Source organism: Oxalicibacterium sp. (assembly GCF_057353965.1).
In genome coordinates this window covers 86,027-99,614 of sequence record NZ_JBMQZD010000007.1, presented here as the reverse complement: position 1 = coordinate 99,614, position 13,588 = coordinate 86,027, and the positions used below count along the sequence as shown (strand labels likewise).

15 protein-coding genes are annotated in these 13,588 nt (G+C 61.7%); 14 read left to right on the top strand and 1 reads right to left on the bottom strand.

The features are described from left to right. Positions 1 to 8: 8 nt before the first annotated feature. The 4 genes from ACO1VH_RS12210 to ACO1VH_RS12195 all read left to right on the top strand — a co-directional run bounded on the left by ACO1VH_RS12210 (position 9) and on the right by ACO1VH_RS12195 (position 3,539). The gene (locus tag ACO1VH_RS12210) at positions 9 to 578 is read left to right on the top strand and encodes an SPOR domain-containing protein (protein WP_486244750.1); all 570 of its coding nucleotides are present in this window, start codon (positions 9 to 11) and stop codon (positions 576 to 578) included. A gap of 83 nt (positions 579 to 661) precedes the next feature. After that, positions 662 to 1,330 carry a thiol:disulfide interchange protein DsbA/DsbL gene (locus ACO1VH_RS12205; RefSeq protein ID WP_486244749.1) on the top strand — a complete coding sequence of 223 codons (669 nt, stop codon included), beginning with the start codon at positions 662 to 664 and terminating at the stop codon, positions 1,328 to 1,330. Between the two features lie 87 nt (positions 1,331 to 1,417). Beyond that, positions 1,418 to 2,200: an SDR family oxidoreductase gene (locus ACO1VH_RS12200; RefSeq protein ID WP_486245139.1), complete on the top strand. Its 783-nt coding sequence runs from the start codon at positions 1,418 to 1,420 to the stop codon at positions 2,198 to 2,200. Positions 2,201 to 2,216: 16 nt separating this feature from the next. Further along, on the top strand, positions 2,217 to 3,539 hold the full coding sequence (locus tag ACO1VH_RS12195; protein ID WP_486244748.1) for a TRZ/ATZ family hydrolase: 1,323 nt from the start codon (positions 2,217 to 2,219) through the stop codon (positions 3,537 to 3,539). Between the two features lie 6 nt (positions 3,540 to 3,545). Here the strand turns inward: ACO1VH_RS12195 and ACO1VH_RS12190 are convergent, their stop codons facing one another. Then, a complete protein-coding gene (locus ACO1VH_RS12190; RefSeq protein WP_486244747.1) occupies positions 3,546 to 4,625 on the bottom strand; it encodes an MBL fold metallo-hydrolase in 1,080 nt (359 codons plus the stop codon). 155 nt (positions 4,626 to 4,780) lie between these two features. On the opposite strand from ACO1VH_RS12190, the gene ACO1VH_RS12185 reads away from it, so the two are divergent. The 10 genes from ACO1VH_RS12185 (at position 4,781) to ACO1VH_RS12140 (ending at position 13,554) form a co-directional block, all read left to right on the top strand. Then, a complete protein-coding gene (locus tag ACO1VH_RS12185; protein WP_486244746.1) occupies positions 4,781 to 5,182 on the top strand; it encodes a YchJ family protein in 402 nt (133 codons plus the stop codon). Between the two features lie 31 nt (positions 5,183 to 5,213). Beyond that, positions 5,214 to 6,572, top strand: coding sequence for an adenosylmethionine--8-amino-7-oxononanoate transaminase (bioA, locus tag ACO1VH_RS12180; RefSeq protein WP_486244745.1), 1,359 nt, complete (start codon positions 5,214 to 5,216; stop codon positions 6,570 to 6,572). After that, entirely contained in the window at positions 6,569 to 7,771 is a 1,203-nt protein-coding gene (gene bioF / locus ACO1VH_RS12175; protein WP_486244744.1) for an 8-amino-7-oxononanoate synthase, read from the top strand. Before bioA ends, bioF begins: the two co-directional genes overlap by 4 nt. After that, entirely contained in the window at positions 7,768 to 8,481 is a 714-nt protein-coding gene (bioD, locus tag ACO1VH_RS12170) for a dethiobiotin synthase (protein WP_486244743.1), read from the top strand. The genes bioF and bioD overlap by 4 nt, the downstream gene beginning before the upstream one ends. 25 nt (positions 8,482 to 8,506) lie before the next feature. Further along, positions 8,507 to 9,535, top strand: a complete 1,029-nt coding sequence (bioB, locus tag ACO1VH_RS12165) for a biotin synthase BioB (RefSeq protein ID WP_486244742.1) — start codon at positions 8,507 to 8,509, stop codon at positions 9,533 to 9,535. Positions 9,536 to 9,562: 27 nt separating this feature from the next. Then, a complete protein-coding gene (locus ACO1VH_RS12160) occupies positions 9,563 to 10,504 on the top strand; it encodes a hydroxymethylglutaryl-CoA lyase (protein ID WP_486244741.1) in 942 nt (313 codons plus the stop codon). Beyond that, positions 10,489 to 10,956 carry a GNAT family N-acetyltransferase gene (locus ACO1VH_RS12155; protein WP_486244740.1) on the top strand — a complete coding sequence of 156 codons (468 nt, stop codon included), beginning with the start codon at positions 10,489 to 10,491 and terminating at the stop codon, positions 10,954 to 10,956. The genes ACO1VH_RS12160 and ACO1VH_RS12155 overlap by 16 nt, the downstream gene beginning before the upstream one ends. Before the next feature lie 57 nt (positions 10,957 to 11,013). After that, entirely contained in the window at positions 11,014 to 11,346 is a 333-nt protein-coding gene (locus ACO1VH_RS12150; protein WP_486244739.1) for a YnfA family protein, read from the top strand. A 304-nt stretch (positions 11,347 to 11,650) separates the two neighbouring features. After that, a complete protein-coding gene (locus ACO1VH_RS12145) occupies positions 11,651 to 11,917 on the top strand; it encodes a DUF1289 domain-containing protein (protein ID WP_486244738.1) in 267 nt (88 codons plus the stop codon). Positions 11,918 to 12,006: 89 nt separating this feature from the next. Continuing rightward, the gene (locus tag ACO1VH_RS12140) at positions 12,007 to 13,554 is read left to right on the top strand and encodes an AlkA N-terminal domain-containing protein (RefSeq protein ID WP_486244737.1); all 1,548 of its coding nucleotides are present in this window, start codon (positions 12,007 to 12,009) and stop codon (positions 13,552 to 13,554) included. Positions 13,555 to 13,588 lie beyond the last annotated feature (34 nt).

The following is a 13,588-nucleotide window of genomic DNA, read 5'->3' as shown; positions in this document are numbered from 1 at the left end:
AAACAGTTATGACGAAACGTAAAAAGCAGGCCGGCGGCACGCTGGCCGGCCTCATCATCGGCCTGATCATCGGTCTCGGCATCGCGGTTTGTGTGGCGATGATGATATCCAAAACGCCACTGCCGTTCACGAACAAGTTCGGCCACGCCGAACGCATCACGCAACCGGCCGGCGACGTCGCCGATCCGAACAAGCCGCTATACGGCAAGAAGGCTTCCGTGCCGGATCAGGCGCAACCGCAACCGGCGCCTGCCCAGACTGCGCCGGCGCCGACCGTCATCGAAAACACGATCAAGCCGGCGCCGTCCCGCGCCAGCACCGCGCCGGCCGATGGCGATGACAAGTGGCTGTACTATCTGCAGGCGGGTGCCTTCCGCGGCAAGGCCGATGCGGAAAGCATGAAGGCCAAGCTGGCCCTGCTTGGTTTCGAAGCCAGCGTTTCCGAGCGTCAGGCCGACAACGGCACACTGTATCGCGTGCGCATCGGCCCGTTCAACCAGATGGAAACGATGAACCGCGTGCGCGGCAAACTGTCCGATAACGGCGTCGATGTCGCGGTGGTACGCATCGGCAAATAAGGTGGCGCACAAGACAACAACCAAGGCAACAAACAAGTTAACCGCAAGGTAAGCCGCCAAGGCAATTCACTGAAAGGGAAATCATGCGTCTGCTTCAAAAACTGCTGGCCATCGCAAGTCTCAGCCTGTTCGCCGCCGCCGCCGGCGCGTCGCCGTCGTCCCCGGTCAACGGCACCGATTACCGCACGCTGGACAAGGCGCAGGCGACTGCCGCCGGCAAGAAGGTCGATGTCACCGAATTCTTCTGGTATTCCTGCCCGCACTGCAATGCGCTGGAGCCGACGCTGGAAGCATGGGTGAAGAAGAATGCCGACAAGATCAATTTCAAGCGCGTGCCGGTGATCTTCCGCGACTCCTTCATCCCGCAGCAGAAGCTGTACTACACGCTGGAAGCGATGGGTCTGGTCGACCAGCTGCATGCGAAGGTTTTCCGCGCGATTCATACCGAGCGCCAGCATCTGGATACCGACAAGCAGATCGCCGACTTCATCGCCAAGCAGGGCGTGGACATGAAGAAGTTCAACGATACCTATAATTCCTTTGGCGTGCAGGCCAAGGTACGCCAAGCCGCGCAGCTGCAGACCGACTACCAGATCGACGGCGTGCCGACGATCGCCGTCGACGGCCGCTACCTGACGTCGCCGTCGATTGTCGGCGCCGGCCTGGGCAATCGTCCGGAGCAGGTATTGTTCGATGCCACGACGCAGGTGCTGGATTTCCTCGTCACCAAATCGGCGGCAGGCAAGAAATAAGAGCGTTGCTGTCGCCGGTTTCGGCAGCATGATGACGAGTCCGCATCTCGCAAGAGTGCGGACTTTTCTTTTGGAGCATTCATGAGCATGCAGCGTGTCTTCATCACCGGTGCATCCAGCGGCCTCGGCATGGCGCTGGCGCACCGTTATGCGCAGCAGGGGGCCATGCTCGGCCTGCTGGCGCGGCGCGGCGAGCGCCTGCAGGAATTGATCGCCGCCTTGCCGAATCCGGAGCGCCATCGCGCGTATGCGGTGGACGTCACCGATAGCGGTGCGGTGGCGCAAGTCGCTGCCGATTTCATCGCTGCTGCGCAAGGCATCGATATCGTCATCGCCAGCGCCGGCGTCTCGCGCGGCATGCTGACTGAGCATGCGGAAGATCTCGATGTCCTGCGCACCGTATTCGATACCAACGTCGTGTCGACGGTTGCGACCTTTGCGCCTTTTCTTGCGACGATGCAGCAGCAGGCACAGGCGGGGCAGTCCGGCATGCGGCTGGTCGGCATTGCCAGCGTCGCCGGTATTCGTGGCCTGCCGGGTGGTGGCGCGTACAGCGCGTCGAAGGCCGCCGTCATCAGCTATTGCGAATCGCTGCGCGTGGAATTAAAGAAGAGCGGCATCAAGGTCGTCACGATTGCGCCGGGTTACATCGATACGCCGATGACGCAGGTGAACGATTACGCGATGCCGTTTCTGATGCCGGCGGAGAAATTCGCGCAGCAGGCGGTCGCGGCGATTGCCGTGGGCGCCAGCTATCGCGTGATTCCGTGGCAGATGGGCATCGTGGCGAAGCTGCTGCGCCTACTGCCGAACTGGCTGTATGACTATGCGTTCGTCAATGCGCCGCGCAAGACGCGCGATCCTCACTAGACTTACTGGCAAATTCATGACGACCGTCGATCTTCTCGTCCATGCGCGCTGGATCATTCCGATCGTGCCGGAGCGGCAAGTCCTTGAACATTTTTCCCTGATCGTGGATCAGGGCGCAATCGTCGCGCTGCTGCCGCAGCAGGAAGCACGGCTGCGCTATCAGGGAAGACGCATGATGCAGCTGGATGATCACGTACTGCTTCCCGGCCTGATCAATACGCATGGCCATGCAGCGATGACGCTGTTACGCGGCTTTGCCGACGATCATCCGCTGGAAACGTGGTTGAATGAACACATCTGGCCGGCCGAGAAGCGCTGGGTTGCTGCCGATTTCGTGCGAGATGGCACCGAACTGGCGATTGCCGAGATGGTGCGTAGCGGCACAACCTGCTTCTCCGACATGTATTTCTTTTCGGAGCAGATCGTGCAGGCCGCCGATGCGGCTGGCATGCGTTGCCAGGCGGCGTTTCCGATCATGGATTTTCCGACAGCCTGGGGCGCCGGGCCGCAGACCTATCTCGACAAGGGCATGGCGCTGGAAGAACGTTATCGTGGCGATCCGCGCATTCGCATTGCGCTCGGTCCGCATGCGCCCTATACGGTGTCGCCGGCCTGGATGGAGAAGATCGTCGCGCTCGCGCATGAACGCGCGATACCGATTCAGATCCATCTGCACGAGACGGCCAACGAGATACGTGAATCGCTGCAGCAATACGGCAAGCGGCCGATGCAGCGCATGATGGAAATGGGCGTGCTCGGCCCTTTCACGCAATGCGTGCACATGACGCAGATCGATGACGGCGATCTCGCCTTGCTGCAGCAGAGCGGCGCGCACGTCATCCATTGCCCGGAATCGAATCTGAAACTGGCGAGCGGCTTCTGTCCGGTCGGCCGGCTGTTGCAAGCGGGCGTCAACGTCGCGCTCGGTACCGATGGCGCGGCCAGCAATAACGATCTGGATTTGTTCGGCGAGATGAAGGCTGCTGCCTTGCTTGCCAAGGTCGTCGCCGACGATGCGGCGGCAGTGGATGCACATACGGCGCTGCAAATGGCGACGCTGAACGGTGCGAAGGCGCTGGGCATGGCTGCGCTGGTCGGAAGTCTGGAAGCCGGCAAGCGCGCCGACTTCATCGCGGTTTCACTGGCCGATCTGGCGCAGCAGCCGGTCTACAATCCGGCATCGCAACTGGTCTATACGTCCGTCGGCCATGGCGTCACGCATGTATGGGTGGACGGGCGCTGTCTGATGGATGAAAGAAAGCTGCTGACGATCGACGAAGGCACCGTCAGGGAAAAGACCGCGCGCTGGAAGCAGCGCATTCTTGTGGCAGATCGATAAATAAAGTTAGGCCGGCGCGAGGGAAAGCGTACGAAAGCGGATGATGCCGTCGGCATCTTCCATGCGTTGCAGCTTGCCGTCGAACCACAGTTTGTGCAGATGCGCGAGCGCTTCGCCCAGTGCAAAACTTAGTTGATGCGCATCCAGCGGCCGCCTGAACATGACGGGCACGATGTCGACCGCCGATTGCGGCGTCGAGCAAGTGTCCAGCACTTCCTGCAGACGCGCCGCGTGGTGCGCGCACAATTGCGCGATCCGCATGTGCAGGCCGCGAAACGGTTTGCCGTGCGACGGCAGTACCAGCGTATCGTCCGGCAATTCAGCGAACTTTCGCAAGGAATCCAGAAACAGCTGCACCGGATTCGATTCCGGCTCGATCGCGAATACCGACACATTGGTCGAGATGCGCGGCAATACCATGTCGCCGGAAATCAGCACGTTCAGTTCTTCGCAATACAGTGCCGCATGTTCGGGCGAATGGCCGAAACCGGTGATGATGCGCCACCCGTGCCGGCCGATGCGCACGGCCTGGCCGTCCTGCAGCCGTATGTACGATTGCGGCACGCTCGGCACGATGCCGGGGTAGTAGCTGCGCCGGCCTTCGAGCTGCTGCAGCATCGCCGGATCTTTCAGTCCGTGGCGGCAGAAGAAGGGAAACATCGCCGTGCCGTCTGCGCCCGGCAAGGCCGCCGACATCATGCGTGCGAATGCATATTCGCCGGTCGTCATCCACAGCGGTACGTTCCAGCGCGTGCAAATCCAGTCGGCCAGCCCTACATGATCGGGATGGCAGTGGGTGGCGATCACGCGCAGGATGGGCAGGCCGTCCAGTTGCGTGGCGAAAATGCTTTCCCACGCATCGCGCGTCGCGTCATTGGCAATGCCGCAATCGATGACGGTCCAGCCGCGCTGCGTGCCGGTTGGCGTCTCTTGCGTATCTTCCAGCAGCCACAAGTTGATATGATTCAACGCGAACGGCAGCCCCATGCGCAGCCATTTGATGCCGGGCGCAACGTCGTGCACGGCGCCGGTGTCCGGCAGGGCATCGTCGAACGGATAATCGAGTTGGGATTCGAGCGGATTCATCGGGGTTTTCTCAGCTGGCGGAAGGACGCCTATTCCATCGCGCGATACAATAGCCGCCGGAATATGCCGCCATTGTAAACGCTTGTCTGCCGCGCTTCGTGAGGAGTTGCGAGGCGCCGTAGTGCAATGGTGGTGCAGACGAACATGGACGGCGAATGACGAAGAAACAGCCTGCGGCGACAACCTGCCCATGCGGCGGCGCCGAATATGCGCAATGCTGCAAGCCGTTTCACGGTGGCGCGGCTGCGCCGACGGCCGAAACGCTGATGCGTTCGCGTTACAGCGCGTATGTGCTGGGGCTGACCGATTATGTGCATGCGACCTGGCATGCGACTATGCGCCCGTCATTGGATGAATTGACGCGCGAGTCAGGCGATCTGGCGGTCAAGTGGCTGGGGCTGGAAGTGAAGAAACACGTCGTGAATGGCGATGAAGCGACGGTCGAATTCGTTGCACGTTCCAAGGCCGGCGGCCGCGCGCATCGCCTGCATGAAATCAGCCGCTTCGTGCGCGAGGATGGTCGCTGGTTCTACGTCGACGGCGTCTTCCCCGAATAAGTTGTTGCGCGGAGCGCGATGGCAGGAGTAAATGGCAGTGAACGCAAAGAGCGAAATTTCCCATCACGATGATCTGGTTGCGCGCAGCCTGCGCAGCGTCTGGCATCCGTGCACGCAAATGCAGCACCACGAGACGGTTCCGCTGATTCCCGTCGCGCGTGGCGAAGGTGCATGGCTGATCGATACGCAGGGCCGCCGTTATCTGGACGCGATCAGTTCGTGGTGGGTCAACCTGTTCGGCCATGCCAATCCGCGCATCAACGCGGCGCTGAAGGATCAGCTGGACAAGCTGGAACACGCGATGCTGGCCGGCTTTACGCACGAACCGGTGGTCGAACTGTCGGAATGCCTGTCCGCGCTGACCGGCGGTGTGCTCGGCCATTGCTCCTATGCATCGGACGGTGCGTCGGCGGTCGAGATTGCGCTGAAGATGAGTTTTCATGCGTGGCGCAATCTCGGTCAGGGCGCCAAGCAGGAATTCGTCTGCCTGAAGGGCAGCTATCACGGCGAGACGGTCGGCGCGCTGGCCGTCACCGATGTGTCGCTGTTCCGCGAAGCCTACGGCCCGATGCTGCAGCGCGCACATGTGATCGCCAATCCCGATGCGCGCGATGCGCAGGATGGCGAAAGCGCGGCCGACGTCGCGCGCCGTGCGGCAAGAGAACTGGAAACGTTGTTCGAACAACGCGCGGACAAAATCGCCGCCCTCATCGTCGAGCCGCTGGTGCAATGCGCGACCGGCATGGCGATGTACGATCCGCTGTATTTGAAGGAAGTGCGTGCCTTGTGTGATCGCTACGGCGTGCACCTGATTGCCGACGAGATCGCGGTCGGCTGCGGCCGCACCGGCACCTTCTTCGCCTGCGAACAAGCTGGCATTTGGCCGGATTTCCTTTGCCTGTCGAAAGGCATCAGCGGCGGTTACCTGCCGCTGTCACTGGTGATGACGCGCGACGACATCTATCGCGCCTTCTACGATGCCGATGTGACGCGCGGCTTTCTGCATTCGCATTCCTATACCGGCAATCCGTTGGCCTGCCGCGCTGCGCTGGCGACCCTGCAGATCTTTGACGAAGACGATGTCATCGCAGTGAATCGTCTGCGCGGCGATCGTATCGAAACCGCATTGCAGCCGCTGTGCGACGATGCGCGCGTGGCGCATTTTCGTCGGCGCGGCATGATCTTCGCATTCGATGCGGTGATCGACGATGCACAACAGGCGGCGACATTTTCGCGTCGCTTCTTTTCCGCTGCGCTCGAACACGAACTGCTGCTGCGCCCGATTGGCAAAACCGTCTATATGATGCCACCGTATATCCTGAGCGATGACGAAATCGCCCATTTGGCGGCATCGGTGCAAACGATATTCGACAAGGTGATGCGCACATGAGCCGCGATCTGATCGCCGGACTGGAACAACGGCTGCGCGAACTTGATGCGCAGGCCTTGCGGCGCAGGCTGCGCGTGGCGGATTCGCCCTGCGATGCGCAGATGCGCGTCGACGGCCGTGACATGCTGGCCTTCTGCAGCAACGATTACCTCGGCCTGGCTGCGCATCCGCACATCGTCGAAGCCTTGCGTGAAGGCGCATTGCGCTACGGTGCTGGCAGCGGCGCGTCGCACCTGATCAGCGGCCATTCGCGCGCGCATGCGATGCTGGAAGAAAAGCTGGCCGAATTCATGTCGCCGCAGATCGACAATGCGCGCGCGCTGTATTTCTGCACCGGCTACATGGCGAACTTGGCAATGCTGGGTGCATTGAGTGCTTCGGATGCATCGGGTGGCACTGATGCCGAACTGTTTTCCGAAAGCCTGAACCATGCATCGCTGATCGACGGCGCGCGCCTGTCGCGCGCGAAGGTCAACGTCTATCCGCACGGTGATGTCGCGCAACTGGCGGCGCTGCTGGCAGCGAGCAAGGCCGAAACCAAGCTGGTCGTCACCGACAGCGTGTTCAGCATGGATGGCGATCTGGCGCCGTTGCCGGAACTGCTGGCGCTGTGCGAGGCTCATGGCGCGTGGCTGGTCGTCGACGATGCACACGGTTTCGGCGTGCTTGGCGAACATGGTCGTGGCGTGCTGGAACATTTCCATCTGAAGTCGCCCAATCTCGTCTACATGGGTACGCTGGGCAAAGCGGCTGGCGTGGCCGGCGCTTTCGTGGCCGCGCATGCCAGCGTGATCGAATGGCTGGTGCAACGCGCGCGGCCCTATATCTACACCACGGCATCGCCGCCAGCTGTCGCGCATGCGCTGCTGACGGCGATCGACATTGTCGGCGGCGATGAGGGGCGCGTGCGCCGCGCGAAGCTGCAGGCATTGATCGCGCAGTTCCGCAAGGAAACGGCATTGCAGCGCTGGCAACGGTTGCCATCGGCTACCGCGATCCAGCCGGTCGTGATCGGCGGCAACGACGAAACGCTGCAAGCTGCCGCTGCACTGTACGACGCCGGCTACTGGGTGCCGGCAATCCGGCCGCCGACGGTGCCGGCCGGCACTGCACGCCTGCGCGTGACGCTGTCCGCCGCGCATCGCAGCGAAGACGTGTCGCATCTGTGTGCTGTCATCCTGTCTCTGGAGAACGCATGAGTGCTGCATTCCGCTGTTTCGTCACCGGTACCGATACCGAAATCGGCAAGACGCTGATTTCCTCCGCGCTGATTCATGCGCTGGTGCAGGCCGGCGCGCGTACCGCCGCGATGAAACCGGTGGCCGCCGGGGCGACGCCGGTCAAGGAATCCGGCGTCGAGGTCTGGCACAATGACGACGCCGACCAGTTGCGGCAGGCATCCAATGTCGATTTGCCAATGGAATCGACGGTTCCCTACCTGCTGCGTGCGCCCGCCGCTCCGCACATCGTGGCAAGACAGGAAGGCGTGGTCATCGATCTGGCGCATATCGTCAGGACCTACGAGCAGGTCGCGGCGCAAGCCGATGCAGTTGTTGTCGAGGGCGTTGGCGGGTTTTGCGTGCCGCTGAATGACGATGCCGATACCGCAGATCTGGCCCGGGAACTCGATTTGCCCGTCATAATGGTGGTCGGTTTGCGGCTGGGCTGTATCAATCACGCATTGCTGACGGCGGAGGCGATCGCTGCACGCGGATTGACGCTGGCCGGCTGGGTCGCCAATACCGTCGATGCCGGCATGACGTATGCGGAAGACAACGTCGAAGCGCTGGTGCGGCGTTTGCTGGCGCCGCTGCTCGGCTGCGTGCCGCGATTGCCTGCGCCGCTACCGTCGGCCGCTGCCGATTATCTGGATTTTTCAAGCCTGCCGGGATGGCCCGACAAGCGTTGAGTGGAATTTTTAGTCAGGAGTTTTTATGTCGTCGCAACCCATCACGTTCCAGGCGCCTGCCGCGCCGGTCGCACCCATCGTTCCGACCAAGTGGCCGGTCGAGGACGTGCTCGCGCTGTTCAATCTGCCGTTCAACGACCTGCTGTATCGCGCGCAACTCGTGCATCGCGAAAACTTCGATGCGAACGAAGTCGAACTGGCGACGCTGCTGTCGATCAAGACCGGCGGCTGCCCGGAAGATTGCGGCTACTGCCCGCAGGCCGCGCGCTACGATACCGGCGTGACTGCGCAGAAGATTCTGCCGCTGGACGAAGTGCTGGCTGCCGCACGCGAAGCGAAATCGCATGGCGCAACGCGCTTCTGCATGGGCGCGGCATGGCGCGAGCCGAAGGACCGCGATCTGGAAAAGGTCGAGGAAATGGTGCGCGAAGTGAAGGCGCTTGGCCTGGAAACCTGCGCCACGCTCGGCATGCTGGGCGAAGGCCAGGCTGAAAAGCTGAAGGACGCCGGCCTCGATTACTACAACCACAATCTCGATACCGCGCCCGAGTTCTACTCGAACATCATCTCCACGCGCGATTACCAGAACCGTCTGGATACGCTGGAGCGCGTGCGCAACGTCGGTATCAAGGTCTGCTGCGGCGGCATCGTCGGCATGGGCGAATCGCGCCTGCAGCGCGCCGGCCTGATGGCGCAACTGTGCAATATGGACCCGTATCCGGAATCGGTGCCGGTCAACAACCTCGTGCAAGTCGAAGGCACGCCGCTGCACGGCACCGAGCCGATCGATCCGCTGGAATTCGTGCGTACCGTGGCGGTCGCACGCATCACGATGCCGAAAGCGCGCGTGCGCCTGTCGGCAGGCCGCCGCGAAATGGGAGAAGCGATCCAGGCGCTGTGCTTCCTCGCCGGCGCGAACTCGATCTTCTATGGCGACAAGCTGCTGACGACCGGCAATCCGGAAGCCGATGCCGACCAGGTCTTGCTGAAGAAGCTCGGCATGCATTCGCGCAACAACGCGATCGATGCGCGCTGCGAAGTCACATCGTCATAATCGCATACTCGATTACGTGCTTCATTGATGTCGCTGTCTTCCGCATCGCTGCCGAAATCGGTCAAGATCGTCGAGGTCGGTCCGCGCGACGGGCTGCAGAACGAACCGCAGACGATTTCGGCTGACGTGAAAATCGAACTGGTGAATCGGCTGTCCTCGGCCGGTTTCCAGAATGTCGAAGCCGCTTCCTTCGTCTCGCCGAAGTGGGTGCCGCAGATGGCGACGTCGTCCGACGTGATGGCCGGCATTACGCGTCGCCCTGGCACGATCTATTCGGCGCTGGTTCCCAACATGAAAGGCTTCGAAGCCGCGCTGGCGGCCGGTGTCGACGAGATAGTGATCTTCGCTGCCGCATCGGAAGCGTTCTCGCAGAAAAACATCAACTGCTCGATCGCGGAATCAATCGCACGTTTTCAAGATGTCGCGGCTGAGACGAAGCGCAACGGCCTGCGTCTGCGCGGTGCGTTGAGCTGCGCATTCGGATGCCCGTATCAGGGCGAAGTCAGCGCCGACAGCGTGGCCGACGTGGTGCAGCGCCTGCGCGATCTGGGCTGCGATGAAATCGACATCGCCGACACCATCGGTGTCGCCACGCCGCGCCATGTGCAGGCCATCATGCAGCGCGCCGCGCAGGAATTCCCGATCGCGCAACTGTCCGGTCATTTCCACGATACCTACGGTCAGGCGTTGTCAAACATCTATGCCAGCCTTGAAGTCGGCATCACTATTTATCACGCATCGGTTGCCGGCCTCGGCGGTTGCCCGTACGCGAAAGGCGCGACCGGCAATGTCGCGACCGAAGATGTGCTGTACATGATGAACGGGCTGGGCATCGAAACCGGCATCGATCTGGATGCGGTAGTCGATGCGGGACAATTCATTTCCCGCCATCTCGGTCGCAAGGCGGCCGGCCGCGCCGGCAATGCGCTGGCGGCAAAAAAGGCAGATTCCGCATGCACGTCCATCTGATTCCCATCGACAGGCAGGGAAAGCCGCAGGAAGTATCCGGCCGTCTCGACGCCGTGACCAAGCAGGTCTGCAAGGCGACGGCAACGCTGTATCGCAGTGCGGGCTTCGTACAGCCGTGGATCGGCTACCTCGCCACGCACGATCGCCAGCTGGTCGGCGCCTGCGCATTCAAGTCGCCGCCGAACAGGGGCGAGGATGGCGTGGAGCGCGTGGAAATCGGCTATCTGACCTTTCCGAATTTCGAGAATCGCGGCATTGCCACCGAGATGGTGCGCGAATTGTTGCACATCGTGCAGGACACCAATGCGAACCTGACCGTGGTTGCGCAAACGGCGAACGAAGAAAATGCATCGAACGTCATTCTGCGCAAGTTCGGCTTCCAGTTCGTCGGCGAGCGCGCCGATCCGGAAGAAGGCACTGTCTGGTTGTGGGAATGGAATTCCGCAGCCTGATCGCCGCGTGTAAAACATCGCGTGCATATCGCAAAAACTCTTTGGACAATCGCCGCCATGCCTGAACTGAAAACCATCGGATTGTTCATCGTCACAGCAATTGCGGAGATCGTCGGCTGCTATCTGCCATATCTGTGGCTGCGCCACGGCGCGTCGATCTGGCTGCTGGTGCCGGCGGCGATCAGCCTGGCGCTGTTCTCGTGGCTGCTGACCTTGCATCCCGACGCCAGCGGGCGCGTCTATGCCGCTTACGGCGGCGTCTACGTCAGCGTTGCGCTGGTCTGGCTGTGGCTGGTGGACGGCGTGCGGCCATCGATGTGGGATGTGCTGGGCGTGGCGGTGACGCTGGCCGGCATGGCGATCATTGCATTCGCGCCACGGCACGGCTGAACGTGCATTGAACAGCGACGGATGGATTTCGATGCCGATTGCGTTCAGTGACGCGAAACTGCGGCCATCTGCGATGAAACTCGTGCTTGAAGAATTCAAGAACGACAACGAGCGTATCGCAAAGCCGAGCGGCTTCCATTTGCGCTTCGCCTCGCGCGAACGTGAATGGTAAACCTCGATCGACAAGGCCAACTTCATCGCTCATGCGATCCAGAAGAACACGTCCATCCGTCGCGATGCATGTGTTCCCGCACGACACCTGTAAGATGGGCGCTCGATTCAACCTGCCCATTGCATATTCATCATGAGAAAGAAATCGACGTCTCGCGAGGCGTTGGAAGCGCTGCTGGCGCGCGTCGATCTGCATGATTCGCCGCTGCCGTCGCCTTGCATCGGCATTTGTCGCATCGACGCGCGCACTGCACTGTGCGAAGGCTGCCTGCGCACACGCGACGAAATTGCGCAATGGGGTGTCTTCGACGATGCAAGCAAGCGCACCGTCTGGCAGGCGATCGGACGGCGGTACGATGACCTGTCCGCACGACGCCGCCGGTTCTTCTTCCGCTTCTGAATTTTTGCATATTGGATGCGTATGCCTCGTCGCATATTCATGTCCGAAAACGGCTAGACGTCTCTCCGCTCAATGCGTATAACGATTGCATGGATGGGGACATCATCATCGATCGCGAGACTGGAACGGCGCTGACGCCGGCCAGCTGCTATCGCGCACTGGCGGCAAAGGATGCGCGTTTCGACGGCGTGTTCTTTACCGGCGTCAAGACCACCGGCATCTATTGCCGCCCGGTTTGCGGCGTGAAGACGCCGCGTGCATCGTCCTGCACTTTCTTCAGCACGGCCGCAGCGGCGGAAGCGGCGGGATTTCGTCCCTGCCTGCGTTGCCGCCCCGAATTGGCGCCGTATGCGCTGCAGCAGAATCTGGCGCATGCGGTGTGGCAACGCATCGCCGCTGGCGCGTTGAACGATGGCGATACAGAAAGGCTGGCAAACGAAGTCGGCCTGTCGTCGCGGCAGCTTCGCCGCGTGCTGCTACAGCATTTCGGCGTGACACCGGTCGAACTGGCGCAGACGCAACGGCTGCTGTTCGCCAAGAAACTGCTGCAGGAAACGTATCTGCCGATGAGCGACGTCGCGTATGCGGCAGGGTTCGGCAGCATACGCCGTTTCAACGCCTTGTTCCTGTCGCGCTACGGCATGGCACCGACGGAAATCAGGCGCGCTGCAGAAACGCCGCATGTGCAAGGGCAGGATGCGCTGACCCTGCGGCTTGCCTATCGTCCGCCGTTCGCATGGGACGCAATGATGGCTTATCTGGCTGGCAGGGCGGTCCCCGGCGTCGAGAAGGTGGAGCAGACGGCATCGGGCGAGTACCGTTATCTGCGCAGCATTCGGCTCGGTGGTCGAGTGGATGAGCGAGTGGACAAACAACCGGACGATCGATCGAGCGTTGCGAGCGGCTGGCTGAGCGTGCGCCATGTGCCGGCGAAGCGGCAGATCGAACTCTCGCTTGCGGCTTCGCTGGCGCACGTGCTGATGCCGTTGCTTGCGCGTCTGCGTGCGCAGTTCGATCTGGATGCCAATCCAGCTGTTATCGCGGAGCATTTATTGCCGGATTCTTTGCTGGCAAAACGGATCGCGGATACACCGGGTTTGCGTGTGCCCGGTGCTTTCGATGCCTTCGAACTGGCGATACGCGCCGTGCTTGGACAGCAGGTCAGCGTGCGCGGTGCGACGACGCTGTCGGGTCGGCTGGTGCAGCGTTTCGGCGAACCGGCGGCGACGCCGTTCGATGGCGTGACGCATCATTTTCCGACGCCGCAACGGCTGGCACGCGCGGAAGCGCAGGATATCGCCGCCATCGGCATGCCGATGGCGCGTGCGCAGGCCATTCGCAACTTTGCGCAATTTGCGGCGCAGGGCGGTTTGCAGTTGAAACCGGGAATGCCCCTGGCGGATGCGATTGTGCAGTTGAAGACGATGCCGGGCATAGGCGAATGGACGGCGCAGTACATCGCCATGCGAGCGTTGCGTTTCTCCGATGCCTTTCCGGCTGGCGATCTCGGTTTGCAGAAGGCGGCAGCGGAAACCGCCGGCGGACGGTTCACGGAAAAGCAGTTGCTGGCGCGCACCACGCACTGGTCGCCGTGGCGAAGTTATGCGGCGATGCTGTTGTGGCATGCGCCGGATTGATTACATTGCGCCGTCAGCGGACGGCATGGAGCCA